Below are 13,502 nucleotides of genomic sequence, written 5' to 3' on the forward strand. Positions count from 1 at the left end.
CGTTAATGGTATGAGGTGGCCCTAAAGACCACCTACCAATTACCAGGTCTGGGTTGCCTTGAAATCGTCAACAAGCTTCTTCAGCTCAGCTTCGATTTCTTTATTGAAAGCACCCGTTGTGTCGATCTGTGTTGCTAGATCGGCATATTGACCACGAGCAAACGACAGTAAAGCAGCTTCAAAATCTAGAACTTTAGAAAGTTCAACATCTTGAAGGTATCCACGCTCTGCAGCGAAGATTACTAGAGCTTGGTCAAATACAGACATAGGAGCGTACTGCTTCTGCTTCATCAGTTCTGTAACTTTTTGACCGTGGTCTAGCTGCTTCTTAGTCGCTTCATCAAGATCCGAAGAGAACTGAGCAAATGCTGCAAGTTCACGGTATTGAGCTAGAGCAGTACGGATACCGCCAGATAGCTTCTTGATGATTTTAGTCTGCGCCGAACCACCTACACGAGAAACTGAGATACCTGGGTCAACAGCTGGACGTACGCCCGCGTTGAATAGCTCAGTTTGTAGGAAGATCTGACCATCAGTAATCGAGATTACGTTCGTTGGTACGAATGCAGATACGTCACCAGCTTGCGTTTCGATAATAGGTAGTGCAGTTAAAGAACCTGTCTTACCTGTCACTTCACCGTTAGTGAATTTTTCTACGTATACTTCGCTTACACGAGCAGCACGCTCTAGTAGACGAGAGTGAAGGTAGAAAACATCACCTGGGAACGCTTCACGACCTGGTGGACGCTTAAGTAGTAGCGAGATTTGACGGTAAGCTACAGCTTGCTTAGATAGATCATCATAAACAATCAGTGCATCTTCACCGCGATCACGGAAGTATTCGCCCATCGCACAACCAGCATACGGTGCAAGGTATTGCAGCGCTGCAGATTCAGAAGCAGATGCAACAACAACAACAGTGTTTGCTAGTGCGCCGTGCTCTTCTAGTTTGCGAACTACGTTAGCAATAGTCGACGCTTTTTGGCCGATAGCTACGTAGATAGAGAAAATACCAGAATCTTTTTGGTTAATAATCGCATCGATCGCCATTGCTGTTTTACCAGTCTGACGGTCACCGATTACTAGTTCACGTTGACCACGACCGATAGGGATCATTGAGTCAACCGACTTGTAACCAGTTTGAACAGGTTGATCTACCGATTTACGGTCGATTACACCTGGTGCGATAATTTCTACAGGCGAAGTCAATTTAGCTTCGATTGGACCTTTACCATCAATTGGCTCACCTAGCGTGTTTACAACACGACCAAGCATTTCAGGACCTACTGGTACTTCTAGAATACGACCAGTACCTGTAACTTTCATGCCTTCCTGTAGGTCAGCATACGGGCCCATTACAACAGCACCAACCGAATCACGGTTCAAGTTTAGTGCTAGAGCGTAACGGCCACCCGGTAGTTCGATCATTTCACCTTGCATCACGTCCGCTAGGCCGTGGATGCTAAGGATGCCATCGCTTACAGAAACGATAGTACCTTCATTGCGAGCTTCACTAACAACGTCGAAAGATTCAATACGTTGTTTAATTAGATCGCTAATTTCAGTGGAATTAAGTTGCATGCTCCAATCCCCATTAAGACTGCAATGCATCGCTCAGGCGGTCTAAACGACTGCGCGCTGAGTTATCGATGACTAGGTCTCCGGCTCGAATAATAACTCCACTAAGTAGAGTCTCATCTATACTGCAATTCAGCTGAACTTTGCGCGCTAAGCGCTGTTCCAATTTGCTGCTGATCTCTGCGCGTTGTTCTTCAGAAAGTTCTACCGCTGAAGTTACTTCAACGTCGATCTCTTTCTCATACTCTTGTTTGAGCAATAAGAACTGTTTACAAACATCAGGAAAAGCCATCAAGCGGCCATTCTCTGCCATCACTTTAATCAAGTTCTGACCGAATTCATCAAATTGTTCGCCACAAATTACAATGAATACTTCAGCTAATTTTTCAGCAGTCATAGAACCGCTTAATAAATTATGAACATCATCATTTTGTGCCACTTCGGCAGCAAAAGTAAGCATCTGACCCCATTGGTCTAGCTCACCTTTATCTACCGCAAAGTCAAACGCTGCTTTAGCATAGGGGCGTGCGATTGTAGTCAAATCAGACATATACAGCCCCTTGCTTTAAAGTTTTGCAGTAATGTTGTTAAGAAGATCATCGTGTACATCTTTATCGATTGTACGCTCAAGGATTTTCTCAGCACCAGCTATAGCCAGAGTTGCGACTTGTTTGCGCAGGTCATCACGGGCACGTGTACGCTCTGCTTCAATTTCTGCTTCAGCTTGCGCTAAGATTTTCTGGCGTTCTGCCTGAGCTTCTTCGCGAGCTTCATCAATAATTTGAGCTTTACGTTTGTTTGCCTGATCAATAACCTCAGTTGCAGTGCGCTTTGCTTCTTTCATTTGCTCAGAAGCGTTGGCTTGTGCCAGGTTCAAGTCTTTAGCAGCGCGTTCAGCGGCTACTAGACCGTCAGCAATTTTTTTCTGACGTTCTTCAATTGCTTGCATGATTGGTGGCCATACATATTTCATGCAGAACCAAACAAACAATGAAAAAGCAATTGCTTGACCTAACAGAGTTGCGTTCATATTCACAACAGCTACCCCTCGTTAAGAATCAACTACAAAAATTTAATTAACTATTAAGAGTTAATTAGCCTGCTAGTTGACCAACAAATGGGTTAGCAAACGTGAATAGTAGTGCGATTACGATACCGATCATTGGAACAGCATCCAGTAGACCAGCGATGATGAACATCTTAACTTGTAGCATTGGAGCCATTTCAGGTTGACGCGCAGCGCCTTCTAGGAATTTACCACCAAGAATAGCAAAACCAATTGCAGTACCTACGGCACAAAGACCAACAATAATAGCAACAGCGATTGCTGAAAAACTTAGTACAGTTTCCATTTACGTTCTCCGATTAACATTAATAGTTAGAATAAAGCTTAAAAATTTTTTTAGTGATCACTATCTTCATGAGCCATTGATAAGTAAACGATTGTCAACATCATGAAAACAAACGCTTGAATCAAAATAACCAAGATATGGAAGATAGCCCAAGGTAGTGCACCTACCCATTGTAAATACCACGGTAGCATTGCCGCGATAAGAATAAACACCACCTCACCCGCAAACATATTACCAAATAAACGCATACCTAGAGATAGTGGCTTCGCTAGTAACGAAATTACCTCAAGTACCAAGTTAAATGGAATCATGATTGGGTGATTAAATGGATGCAGTGCCAATTCTTTAGCAAATCCGCCTAGACCTTTTACTTTGATGCTGTAGTAGATCATCAGAGCAAAAACACCTAAAGCCATTGCCATTGTTATATTAACATCAGCAGTAGGAACCACTTTCAAGTAAGGGATACCTAGCCAATGCTCTGCAGGATATGGTAAGAAATCAATAGGCACTAAGTCCATCAAGTTCATAATGATAATCCAGCAGAATATAGTCAGTGCTAGTGGGGCAATCAGAGGGTTGCGGCCATGGAAAGTTTCTTTAACGTTGTCACCAACGAATTCCACTACCATTTCAACAAAACACTGAAGCTTACCAGGTACACCTACTGTTGCTTTCTTAGCGACTGAGCGAAAAACCCAAAGGAATAACATCCCTGTCAACACCGAAAAAAACAGACTGTCTATATGTACGTTCCAGAAACTTGTCTCCTCTACAAGACCAAACTTAGCTAAAGAAAGGTTTTGTAAATGGTGTTCAATGTATCCGGATGCTGTTGGCGCAGCCATAACTCATCCTATTTTTTATTGTTAATGAAAAGCACTGGCGCAAAGATATTAATACCTAGAACCAGTAAATAGGTCAGTTTGAGGGGAATTAATTCCACCTGCATATACATGTAGACAATAGAGAATAGTAGAACTGTGATTAGAATTTTTAGCGCTTCGCCTGCATAGAACGACGCCGCAACTAACTTAGTTGCACGAGCTCCACAAAATAGGAAAGCACACACACAAAACACTACATTCGCGATGACAAAAATACCGCCACCGATTAATGCAGCAAAACCCCAATCAGGATTAACAGCTAAACCTAACCCTACCGCCACTAATATAACCGCGCTAAGCTCGATCAATAACATTTGCTTTGCAAGCACTCGTCCTGGTCTTGCTAACGCCGCTACCATGTATTCGTTCCTCTTTTAAGCCCACTTTACCACTCGCTTAAAAGCGTGCCGAGAAATTGGCGAAAATTATACGTTCAGCCAAATTGATTGCAACAACAACGCAGCAATCATTTACATTTTTGCATACAAACCGACAACTTTTGTACGAAATCACTTTTTTATTACATAATTGACCTAAATCAATTATCTCATTTAGTACTCTAGTTTAGCAATAAGTTGCTCTAATTTGTGAGGCTCATCAAGAGTAATTATTACTTTTGACTTACCGCTAACAGAACGAGTGACTGAAACGTTTGCTTGCAATTTTTCCGTGAGTCTTCGTGAAAGTTCGATAGCTTCTGTGTCTTCAGGCTTCGATTCTGGCTCAACGTCTGGTTTTAAACACTTTTTAACAAGCTGCTCCGTTTGACGCACGGTCATTTTTTTGGTCGCTGCAGTGTTTGCTGCTTCAACCTGGGTATCACCTTCAAGCGCAAGCAATGCTCGAGCATGCCCCATTTCCAGTTGTTTATTTGAAACTAAACCTTTTACTTCATTTTCTAATTGATTTAGACGTAATAAGTTACTAACCGTCGCTCTCGATTTACCAATCACTTCAGCGACTTGTTGGTGTGTCAGTTCAAATTCGTTCTGTAAGCGCTCTAGCGCTTGTGCTTCTTCGATGACATTCAGGTCTTCACGCTGAATATTCTCAATCAATGCCATCGCGATCGCAGCCTTGTCTTCGACTCTCTTGATCAGACATGGCACTTGTTTAAGGCCAGCTTGACGAGCCGCTCTCCAACGACGTTCACCAGCAATAATCTCGAACTGGTCGTGCGCCAATGGGCGAACAACGATAGGTTGGATAATGCCTTGAGATTGAATTGATGCAGCCAGCTCTTCTAGCGCTTCAGGCGCAATATCCTTACGCGGTTGATATACACCAGGCTTCAAGCAACCAACAGCCAGTTCGATAAGCTCACCATCAGCCGACAACGCCTGACTATGAGAAGCAACTTGCTGTTTTTCACGAGCCAATGAGCTAGTTGCAAGCAATGCATCTAGCCCTTTTCCTAAACCACGCTTAGACATTGAGCGAATTCCTTTGATTGGACCTATACTGGGACTTCTTCACGACGCAACATTTCGCCTGCAAGAGCAAGATAAGCCTTAGCTCCTGCGGAATATTTGTCGTAGTACATTGCTGGCTTGCCGTGACTTGGGGCTTCTGCCAGACGCACATTTCTAGGGATCACAGTTCGGTAGACTTTGCTACCAAAGTGTTTTTTGAGTTGATCAGATACTTCGTTCGATAAGCGGTTGCGAGGATCGTACATAGTACGCAGAAGACCTTCGATCTTCAGGTTCTCGTTTACAACAGCCGCTAGCTTACTGATGGTATCCATCAATGCAGTCAAACCTTCCAAAGCAAAGTATTCACATTGCATAGGAACCAATACGGAGTCGGCCGCAGCCATCGCGTTGATTGTAAGAAGGTTTAATGAGGGCGGGCAATCAATAAAGATGAAATCATAGTTATTGCGAATGGATTCGAGTGCATTTTTTAAACGAACTTCACGAGCAAACACTTCCATCAACTTGATTTCTGCTGCAGTAACATCACCGTTCGCGGCGATGAGGTCATAATTGCCAGACGTACTTCGGCAAACTACTTCATCAAATGGGGTGTCTTCAACCAACAAATCGTAAGCAGTTGCTTCAACTTGATACTTGTCGACACCGCTCGCCATAGTGGCATTACCTTGAGGATCGAGGTCAACAACCAATATCTTGCGTTTTGTTGCCGCCATTGATGCTGCTAAATTAATGCAAGTTGTTGTTTTTCCTACGCCACCCTTTTGGTTGGCAATTGCTACGATTCTACCCACTATGGCCTCGCTGATTATCCCTGACGCGATAAAGTAACTAGATGACGCTCTCCATCAAGCTCTGGCACTTGCAAAGCTTTAATGTCTGTCACTGAACACCATTCAGGTAACAGGTCGATTTCATCTCTAGGATGTTGTCCCTTAAGAGCCAAAAATACACCGGATTGCTCTTTAGGTAAATGGTGACACCACTCTACCATGTCTGTCATTGACGCAAATGCGCGACTGAGCACTGCATCAAACTTTTCTTCTGGTTGAAACTCCTCAACGCGACTTTGAACCGGTACCACGTTGTCGATACCCAATTCATGAATCACCTGTTTGATAAAACGAATACGCTTACCTAGGCTGTCTAGCAAGTAAAACTCGCAGTCTGGATTCATGATTGAGAGCGGAATCCCAGGAAGACCAGGTCCCGTGCCAACGTCGATAAAGCGCTTGCCTTGTAAGTGAGTGCTAACAATGATGCTATCTAAGATATGTTTCACCATCATTTCTTGCGGGTCACGAACAGATGTTAGGTTATAAGCTTTGTTCCACTTGTTCAGTAACTCAACGTAGCCAACCAATTGGCCACGTTGTTTTTCAGATACTTCAAGTTCAGTCTGGCCAATCAGGTGATCCAGTTTTTCGCGTAATGCGCTCATTATGCTTCCTCACCCTTTTTCAACAGGCCGTGTTTTTTCAAGTAGACCAACAGAATTGAGATTGCTGCAGGTGTAATACCTGAGATTCGCGAAGCAATACCAATTGAGTCAGGCTTAGCTGTCGTTAGTTTAAGAACCACTTCGTTAGAAAGTCCTTTCACCTTGCTGTAATCGATATCAGCAGGCAGTTTGGTGTTTTCATGACGCAGTGATTTTTCAATTTCGTCTTGTTGACGCTGAATGTAACCATCGTACTTCACTTGGATCTCAACTTGCTCAGACGCTTGTTGATCTTCCAGTGCAGGACCAAAACGATCCAGTGCGGTTAGCTGTGAATAAGTCATTTCCGGGCGACGAAGAAGATCTTCACCACTCGCTTCACGAGACATTGGTGTTTTCAGAATTTGGTTCAGTTGATCAATATCTTCAGATTTTGGATTAATCCATGTTTCTTTCAGACGTTGACGCTCCTTCTCCATGTTTTCCATCTTCTCGTTGAAACGAGACCAACGAGCGTCATCGACAAGGCCAAGTTCACGCGACTTTTCAGTCAAACGGATATCAGCATTGTCTTCACGAAGCAGCAAACGGTATTCCGCACGAGACGTAAACATGCGGTAAGGTTCTTTGGTACCCATGGTCGATAGGTCGTCAATAAGCACGCCCATGTAAGCTTGGTCACGACGCGGACTCCAGCCTTCTTTGCCTTGAGTAAACAAACTCGCGTTCAGACCCGCCATTAAGCCTTGTGCAGCTGCTTCTTCGTAGCCAGTGGTACCGTTGATTTGACCCGCAAAGAATAGACCTTTGATAAACTTAGTTTCGTAAGTCAGCTTAAGGTCGCGAGGATCAAAGAAATCGTACTCAATCGCATAGCCAGGGCGAACGATATGAGCATTTTCAAAACCCTTCATCGAACGAACAATTTGAACCTGTACATCAAAAGGCAGACTGGTAGAGATACCATTCGGGTATAGCTCATGAGTCGTTAGACCTTCAGGCTCAATAAAAATCTGGTGGCTGTTCTTGTCAGCAAAACGCATCACTTTGTCTTCAATTGAAGGACAGTAGCGAGGGCCAATACCTTCAATAACACCCGCATACATTGGGCTACGATCGAGATTAGCGCGAATTACGTCATGCGTATTTTCATTGGTATGCGTGATGTAACATGGAATTTGACGAGGTTGTTGAGCTCGGCTACCCATGAACGAGAAAACAGGCGTCGGATTATCACCGTGCTGAACCTCAAGCTCAGAAAAATCAACGCTACGCGCATCGATACGAGGAGGTGTACCTGTTTTCAGGCGATCAACTCGGAATGGAAGATCACGAAGACGGTCAGCCAGTGCGATCGATGGTGGATCGCCAGCACGACCACCAGAAGAACTTTCCATACCTATATGGATCTTTCCGCCTAGGAATGTACCCACAGTCAGAACCACAGCTCTTGCGCGGAACTTAAGACCCATCTGTGTTACCACACCCACCACTTGATCCTGTTCAACGATCAAGTCATCAACCGACTGTTGGAACAAAGTCAGGTTTGGCGTGTTTTCAAGAACGTTACGAACAAAAGCTTTGTAAAGTGCGCGGTCAGCTTGTGCACGAGTAGCACGAACTGCTGGGCCTTTTGATGCGTTCAATGTTCTGAACTGAATACCTGCATGATCAATAGCTTGCGCCATTAATCCACCCATTGCATCGACCTCTTTTACCAAGTGGCCCTTACCGATCCCGCCAATGGCTGGGTTACAAGACATTTGTCCTAATGTATCGATATTATGAGTAAGTAATAACGTACTTTGACCAGTACGTGCAGATGCGAGTGCGGCTTCCGTTCCTGCATGGCCACCACCAACAACGATGACGTCAAATTTTTCGTGATAAAGCATGAACCGACCTCAGGTATTCAAACGTTTTCTAGATTGATAAAAAGGAGCGATATTCTACCTGTTTTCATAGCCTGAGAAAACGTTTTTGGGATTTTTCGAAAAAGCTGTTTTTAATTAATATAGATAAGATCTTTAAGGAGATCTTTTATTAGATCTATTATTAGGATCGAGGTCATCTGTGGATAACTCGAAAATGATCAACGAGATCATGGATCTTTTTTGGATCAAATGATGTGATCTAACTTTGATCAGGATGAGGATTAGCTGGGATCAAAATAGCTACTTATTCACAGGAGGAAATTAGCCTAAAACTTGTTATTTGGATAACTATAGGTTAATCACCGTATATGTATGATCTTATCCACAGAAGAAATTGAGAATAGATCGCTAATTTTCGATGTTTTTGAAAAAAAGTTATTCACAATCGCGTTGTTCAGAGACAAAAAAAGCGGCATAAGCCGCTTTTTGAGAGAAGGTAGAGGTTAAAACTGGTCGCTATGATCGTTAAACCACGCTTCTGCAGCGTCTTCTGGTACCGGAGTTTCCAATACATCGATGGTAAAACAGTCACAAATAGGTTGAGCACCGAGCTCTTTCATCTGGCTGTGGGCTGATTTACCCGCCAAGCAGAAGGTATCGTAACTCGAATCTCCAAGCGCCACGACAGCAAAGCGAACCTGGCTTAAATCTGGAGATTGCTGGGTCAGTCCGTCGATAAATGGCTTAATATTATCTGGAAATTCGCCAGCACCATGAGTAGAAGTCACCAGCAACCAAAAACCTTGTTGGGGGATGTCATTGTATTCAGGTTGATTATGAAGGCTTATCTCATGACCTTGTTCTTCAAGAAGATCATTAAGGTGATCGCCAACGTACTCAGCACCACCTAAGGTGCTACCTGTAATAATGTGGATCATTAAGCTGTCCTTACTAAAGAAAAAGGCCAGCATGAGCTAGCCTTTAAAGGTTATTTACCAATACAGAAAGAGGTGAAGATACGGCCGAGTAGGTCATCGGAGCTGAACTCACCAGTAATCTCGTTAAGGTGTTGCTGCGTTATACGTAGCTCTTCTGCCAAGATTTCACCTGCCATATAGCCTTCGAGCTGTTGCTGACCAATATCTAGGTGCTCAGATGCGCGCTCTAGGGCATCTAAGTGGCGACGACGTGCCATGAAGCCACCTTCATTACCGCCAGCAAAGCCCATGCAATCTTTTAAGTGATTACGTAGTGCATCAACGCCTTGTCCCGTTTTTGCTGACAGTCGAATCAGAGTTGGATCATTAACATGGCAAATTCCAAGATCTTCACCTGTTTGATCGGCTTTGTTACGAATCACGGTCATTCCGATATTATTCGGTAGACGATCAACGAAATCGGGCCAGATATCTTTCGGGTCGGTTGCATCGGTAGTGGTACCATCGACCATAAATAAAACGCGATCGGCTTGGGCAATTTCTTCCCAAGCGCGTTCAATACCGATTTTTTCTACTTCATCCGAGGCTTCACGCAGGCCTGCGGTATCAATAATGTGCAGTGGCATACCATCAATATGGATATGTTCACGCAGTACATCACGCGTGGTACCAGCAATATCAGTCACAATCGCGGAGTCTTTACCCGATAATGCATTCAGTAAGCTCGACTTACCGGCATTAGGACGACCTGCAATCACCACCTTCATGCCTTCGCGCATGATGGCACCTTGATTGGCTTCTTGGCGAACCGCTTCGAGGTTGTCGATGATAGCTTGTAAGTCAGCGCTGACTTTACCGTCAGCAAGGAAATCAATCTCTTCTTCTGGGAAGTCGATAGCGGCTTCAACATAGATGCGTAAGTGAATCAGAGAATCCACCAGCGTATTAATGCGCTTTGAAAACTCACCTTGCAGCGATTGCAGGGCTGATTTCGCCGCTTCTTCTGAACTGGCATCAATGAGGTCGGCAATGGCTTCTGCTTGGGTTAAATCCATCTTGTCGTTCAAGAAGGCACGCTCCGAAAATTCACCTGGGCGTGCTGCGCGTAGCCCTGGAATCGCGAGGATGCGTTTGATGAGCATATCCATTACCACAGGGCCACCGTGGCCTTGTAGCTCTAATACGTCTTCACCGGTAAATGAGTGCGGGTTAGGGAAGTAAAGCGCGATGCCCTGGTCTAGCTCTAAACCATCGTGAGACTTAAAAGGGGTGTACTCAGCGTAACGTGGTTTCAGCACTTTGCCGGTAACTTCAAGCGCAACTTGGGCTGCTTGTGGGCCTGAAACGCGAATAATACCGACGCCGCCACGGCCGGGTGCAGTCGCTTGAGCAACAATCGTATCTGTAGTCATAGTTGTGCCTGCTAGCATGTGAAAGCCAAAAAGGGGCGCTCACGATTAATCAATTAGCTGAATTGTAATCAGCTAAAAACAAAAAGGCGACCTTTTGGTCGCCTTTCTTTATCTCTTTCTATTATCGAACTTACTTAGAATGTAAGCCTTTCTTTTCCAGCGCGCGGTAGATAAGCGTTTGCTGAATCAGAGTTACGATGTTCGATACTAGCCAGTAAAGAACCAGACCTGAAGGGAAGAACAGGAAGAAGAATGTGAACATAACCGGCATAAAGGTCATGATCTTCTGCTGCATTGGATCCGTTACAGTTGTCGGGCTCATCTTCTGGATTAGGAACATTGAAGCACCCATCAGAAGTGGCAAGATGTAGTATGGGTCTTGTGCTGAAAGGTCAGTAATCCAACCGAAGAACGGTGAGTGACGCAGTTCAACAGACTCCATTAGTGCCCAGTATAGCGAAATGAAGATAGGCATTTGTAGAAGGATAGGTAAACAGCCACCTAGTGGGTTTACTTTCTCTTTCTTATAAAGCTCCATCATTTCTTGGCTCATGCGTTGACGGTCGTCGCCAATACGCTCACGCATTGCAGTCAGCTTAGGCTGAAGCATACGCATTTTCGCCATAGACGTGTACTGAGCTTTCGTTAGTGGGTACATAGCACCACGAACGATGAAAGTTAGACAGATGATTGCCAGACCCCAGTTCACAACGATGCCTTGAATGAATGAAAGCAGAGTATGAAGTGGTTTAGCAATAAACCATAACCAACCGTAGTCAACTACTAGGTCTAGGTTTGGTGCAACAGCAGCCATTTGGTCTTGAAGTTTAGGACCAACCCAAAGCGTTGCTTTGAAGCTTGCTTCGTCGCCAGTAGCAATGGTCTTGTTCGGCATGCGAACACCGATATCGCCAAGGTTACCAATGACACGAGTATAAAGGTTGCTGCCTGCTTCGTCGCGTGGAATCCAAGCACTTGCAAAGTAGTGCTGAATCATCGCTGCCCAACCTTGACCGTTTGCTAGGTTAAGAGACAGGTTGCGATCTTGCATATCGTCGAAGCTGTATTTTTTGTAACGCGTATCTTCCGTAGAGTAAGCACCACCACGGTAAGTTGGCATTGTTAGGCTACCACCGTCATCCATAACGTTTTGACGTAGGTGAGCGTACATGCCGAATGTTGCGTTATTGCCAGAGTTGTTGATTACATCGTATTCAACGTCAATCGCGTAGCTGCCGCGTTTAAGTACGAATGTTTTTGTGTAATCAAGGCCGTTCGCTTGGTAAGTCATTGGGATGCGTAGTTCATCTTGACCTTCAGCTAGCGTAAAGCTATCTGCTGAAACCGTGTAGCTAGGGCGGTTAGTGCTGCTTAAATCGATACCTTGAGGACCCACTAGACCGCTTTGAGCGATAAATTGGTGACCTGGTTCATTTTTAAGAAGAACAAACGTATCTTCAGAATCGAACTCAGCAGAGTAATCGTTTAGGTTTGCTTTAACTACATCACCACCAACCGTATCAATTGACAGAGTCAGTACATCAGTTGTTACTGTGATAGTTTTAGCAGAAGAAGCAACTTGACCAGGAGCCGGGTCTAGATCATCTGCATAAGATGGCGCTGGTAGGGTGCTGCCAGATTGTGCCTGCTCAACCGCTTGTGGTGCTGGATTCTGAGCTACGTTCCATTGTTGGAACAGTAGGAAAGAAACCAAAGCCAATGCGATTAACAGGATATTACGTTGAGAATCCATCGTTATTTATCTCTGTCTTGTTTTTGGACTGGTGGAACGGGGTCAAAGCCCCCTTCGTTCAAAGGATGGCATTTTAATAGACGTTTGCCTGATAACCAACACCCTTTTACAAAACCGTGAGCTTTCAACGCTTCTATCGCATATAAAGAGCAGGTTGGAGTAAATCGGCAGCGTGGGCCGATGAGTGGACTAATAAACCATCTATAAAAATAGATGGGTATTAGCGCTATCCACGCGAAGGGCGAGACAGGCGAAGCCATAATTTGTCGAGTAGCTTGAACATTTCTTCATTGCTTAAATCTTGCGCGCTCTTCTTAGCGATTACAACAAAATCTTTGTTAGGAAGTTTGTGTTGAGTGTTACGAAAGCTTTCACGAGTAAGACGCTTGAATCGGTTACGACCCACGGCGGTTTTAATCTGCTTTTTCGGAACGGCTAATCCAAGACGAGGATTTGAAAGAGAGTTATTTCGGGCAATGATGGTGAAATGAGGGGAGCCTGCTCGATGAGCTTGCTTGAAGACATTTTGATAATGTTCGGGAGTTAACAAGCGTAACTCCCGACCGAAGGCTAGCTTATTCAAAATAATCAAAGATTACTTAGAAAGACGCTTACGGCCTTTTGCACGACGTGCATTGATTGTTGCGCGACCGTTCTTAGTAGCCATGCGAGCACGGAAACCGTGAGTACGCTTACGCTTTAGAACTGTAGGTTGAAAAGTGCGTTTCATTGTAATTACCTTACTGATCAGTAGTTTTAGGTTTTTGTTAAACCCGGCGTGGGCATTTTTTCTCTTCTTTATATAAGAAAGGAAAACCGACGCCTCTCAAC

Annotated in this window: 16 protein-coding genes; all 16 read right to left on the minus strand. The window is 44.4% G+C overall.

All coding sequences use genetic code 11. From position 1 onward, the window contains the following. Positions 1-39: 39 nt before the first annotated feature. Positions 40-1,581, minus strand: a complete 1,542-nt coding sequence (gene atpA / locus FTW16_RS24200) for a F0F1 ATP synthase subunit alpha (protein WP_076654330.1) — start codon at positions 1,579-1,581, stop codon at positions 40-42. 13 nt (positions 1,582-1,594) lie between these two features. Further along, positions 1,595-2,128 (minus strand): F0F1 ATP synthase subunit delta, encoded by a 534-nt coding sequence (gene atpH, locus FTW16_RS24205; protein ID WP_086712399.1) that lies wholly within the window; start codon positions 2,126-2,128, stop codon positions 1,595-1,597. Positions 2,129-2,143: 15 nt separating this feature from the next. Continuing rightward, the gene (atpF, locus tag FTW16_RS24210; RefSeq protein ID WP_010433231.1) at positions 2,144-2,614 is read right to left on the minus strand and encodes a F0F1 ATP synthase subunit B; all 471 of its coding nucleotides are present in this window, start codon (positions 2,612-2,614) and stop codon (positions 2,144-2,146) included. 58 nt (positions 2,615-2,672) lie between these two features. Beyond that, positions 2,673-2,930, minus strand: coding sequence for a F0F1 ATP synthase subunit C (gene atpE, locus FTW16_RS24215; protein WP_004411110.1), 258 nt, complete (start codon positions 2,928-2,930; stop codon positions 2,673-2,675). A gap of 50 nt (positions 2,931-2,980) precedes the next feature. Beyond that, on the minus strand, positions 2,981-3,778 hold the full coding sequence (atpB, locus tag FTW16_RS24220) for a F0F1 ATP synthase subunit A (protein WP_009848124.1): 798 nt from the start codon (positions 3,776-3,778) through the stop codon (positions 2,981-2,983). 8 nt (positions 3,779-3,786) lie between these two features. Next, positions 3,787-4,176: a F0F1 ATP synthase subunit I gene (locus FTW16_RS24225; RefSeq protein WP_060983471.1), complete on the minus strand. Its 390-nt coding sequence runs from the start codon at positions 4,174-4,176 to the stop codon at positions 3,787-3,789. Positions 4,177-4,368: 192 nt separating this feature from the next. Then, positions 4,369-5,250 (minus strand): ParB/RepB/Spo0J family partition protein, encoded by an 882-nt coding sequence (locus tag FTW16_RS24230; RefSeq protein WP_146492794.1) that lies wholly within the window; start codon positions 5,248-5,250, stop codon positions 4,369-4,371. 23 nt (positions 5,251-5,273) lie between these two features. Beyond that, complete coding sequence (locus FTW16_RS24235) at positions 5,274-6,047, minus strand: ParA family protein (RefSeq protein WP_019825554.1); 774 nt, start codon at positions 6,045-6,047, stop codon at positions 5,274-5,276. A 14-nt stretch (positions 6,048-6,061) separates the two neighbouring features. After that, entirely contained in the window at positions 6,062-6,694 is a 633-nt protein-coding gene (gene rsmG / locus FTW16_RS24240) for a 16S rRNA (guanine(527)-N(7))-methyltransferase RsmG (protein WP_017058801.1), read from the minus strand. Next, the gene (gene mnmG / locus FTW16_RS24245; protein ID WP_146492795.1) at positions 6,694-8,589 is read right to left on the minus strand and encodes a tRNA uridine-5-carboxymethylaminomethyl(34) synthesis enzyme MnmG; all 1,896 of its coding nucleotides are present in this window, start codon (positions 8,587-8,589) and stop codon (positions 6,694-6,696) included. The genes rsmG and mnmG overlap by 1 nt, the downstream gene beginning before the upstream one ends. Before the next feature lie 482 nt (positions 8,590-9,071). Then, on the minus strand, positions 9,072-9,506 hold the full coding sequence (mioC, locus tag FTW16_RS24255) for an FMN-binding protein MioC (protein WP_146492797.1): 435 nt from the start codon (positions 9,504-9,506) through the stop codon (positions 9,072-9,074). A 50-nt stretch (positions 9,507-9,556) separates the two neighbouring features. After that, a complete protein-coding gene (gene mnmE / locus FTW16_RS24260) occupies positions 9,557-10,918 on the minus strand; it encodes a tRNA uridine-5-carboxymethylaminomethyl(34) synthesis GTPase MnmE (protein WP_029235098.1) in 1,362 nt (453 codons plus the stop codon). Positions 10,919-11,048: 130 nt separating this feature from the next. Further along, complete coding sequence (gene yidC / locus FTW16_RS24265; RefSeq protein ID WP_060983466.1) at positions 11,049-12,671, minus strand: membrane protein insertase YidC; 1,623 nt, start codon at positions 12,669-12,671, stop codon at positions 11,049-11,051. Between the two features lie 2 nt (positions 12,672-12,673). Next, complete coding sequence (yidD, locus tag FTW16_RS24270) at positions 12,674-12,931, minus strand: membrane protein insertion efficiency factor YidD (protein WP_004735802.1); 258 nt, start codon at positions 12,929-12,931, stop codon at positions 12,674-12,676. After that, positions 12,898-13,221 (minus strand): ribonuclease P protein component, encoded by a 324-nt coding sequence (gene rnpA, locus FTW16_RS24275; RefSeq protein ID WP_017055478.1) that lies wholly within the window; start codon positions 13,219-13,221, stop codon positions 12,898-12,900. Before rnpA ends, yidD begins: the two co-directional genes overlap by 34 nt. A gap of 45 nt (positions 13,222-13,266) precedes the next feature. Further along, positions 13,267-13,401 (minus strand): 50S ribosomal protein L34, encoded by a 135-nt coding sequence (gene rpmH / locus FTW16_RS24280; RefSeq protein ID WP_004735800.1) that lies wholly within the window; start codon positions 13,399-13,401, stop codon positions 13,267-13,269. Positions 13,402-13,502: the final 101 nt, after the last annotated feature.

Source organism: Vibrio sp. T20 (assembly GCF_007858795.1).
Lineage (GTDB): Bacteria > Pseudomonadota > Gammaproteobacteria > Enterobacterales > Vibrionaceae > Vibrio > Vibrio satsumensis.

Coding starts and splice junctions, on each gene's coding strand:
- atpA (WP_076654330.1), bottom strand. CDS start 1,581: ATGCAACTTAATTCCACTGAAATTAGCGATCTAATTAAACAACGTATT.
- atpH (WP_086712399.1), bottom strand. CDS start 2,128: ATGTCTGATTTGACTACAATCGCACGCCCCTATGCTAAAGCAGCGTTT.
- atpE (WP_004411110.1), bottom strand. CDS start 2,930: ATGGAAACTGTACTAAGTTTTTCAGCAATCGCTGTTGCTATTATTGTT.
- atpB (WP_009848124.1), bottom strand. CDS start 3,778: ATGGCTGCGCCAACAGCATCCGGATACATTGAACACCATTTACAAAAC.
- FTW16_RS24225 (WP_060983471.1), bottom strand. CDS start 4,176: ATGGTAGCGGCGTTAGCAAGACCAGGACGAGTGCTTGCAAAGCAAATG.
- FTW16_RS24230 (WP_146492794.1), bottom strand. CDS start 5,250: ATGTCTAAGCGTGGTTTAGGAAAAGGGCTAGATGCATTGCTTGCAACT.
- rsmG (WP_017058801.1), bottom strand. CDS start 6,694: ATGAGCGCATTACGCGAAAAACTGGATCACCTGATTGGCCAGACTGAA.
- mnmG (WP_146492795.1), bottom strand. CDS start 8,589: ATGCTTTATCACGAAAAATTTGACGTCATCGTTGTTGGTGGTGGCCAT.
- mioC (WP_146492797.1), bottom strand. CDS start 9,506: ATGATCCACATTATTACAGGTAGCACCTTAGGTGGTGCTGAGTACGTT.
- mnmE (WP_029235098.1), bottom strand. CDS start 10,918: ATGACTACAGATACGATTGTTGCTCAAGCGACTGCACCCGGCCGTGGC.
- yidC (WP_060983466.1), bottom strand. CDS start 12,671: ATGGATTCTCAACGTAATATCCTGTTAATCGCATTGGCTTTGGTTTCT.
- yidD (WP_004735802.1), bottom strand. CDS start 12,931: ATGGCTTCGCCTGTCTCGCCCTTCGCGTGGATAGCGCTAATACCCATC.
- rpmH (WP_004735800.1), bottom strand. CDS start 13,401: ATGAAACGCACTTTTCAACCTACAGTTCTAAAGCGTAAGCGTACTCAC.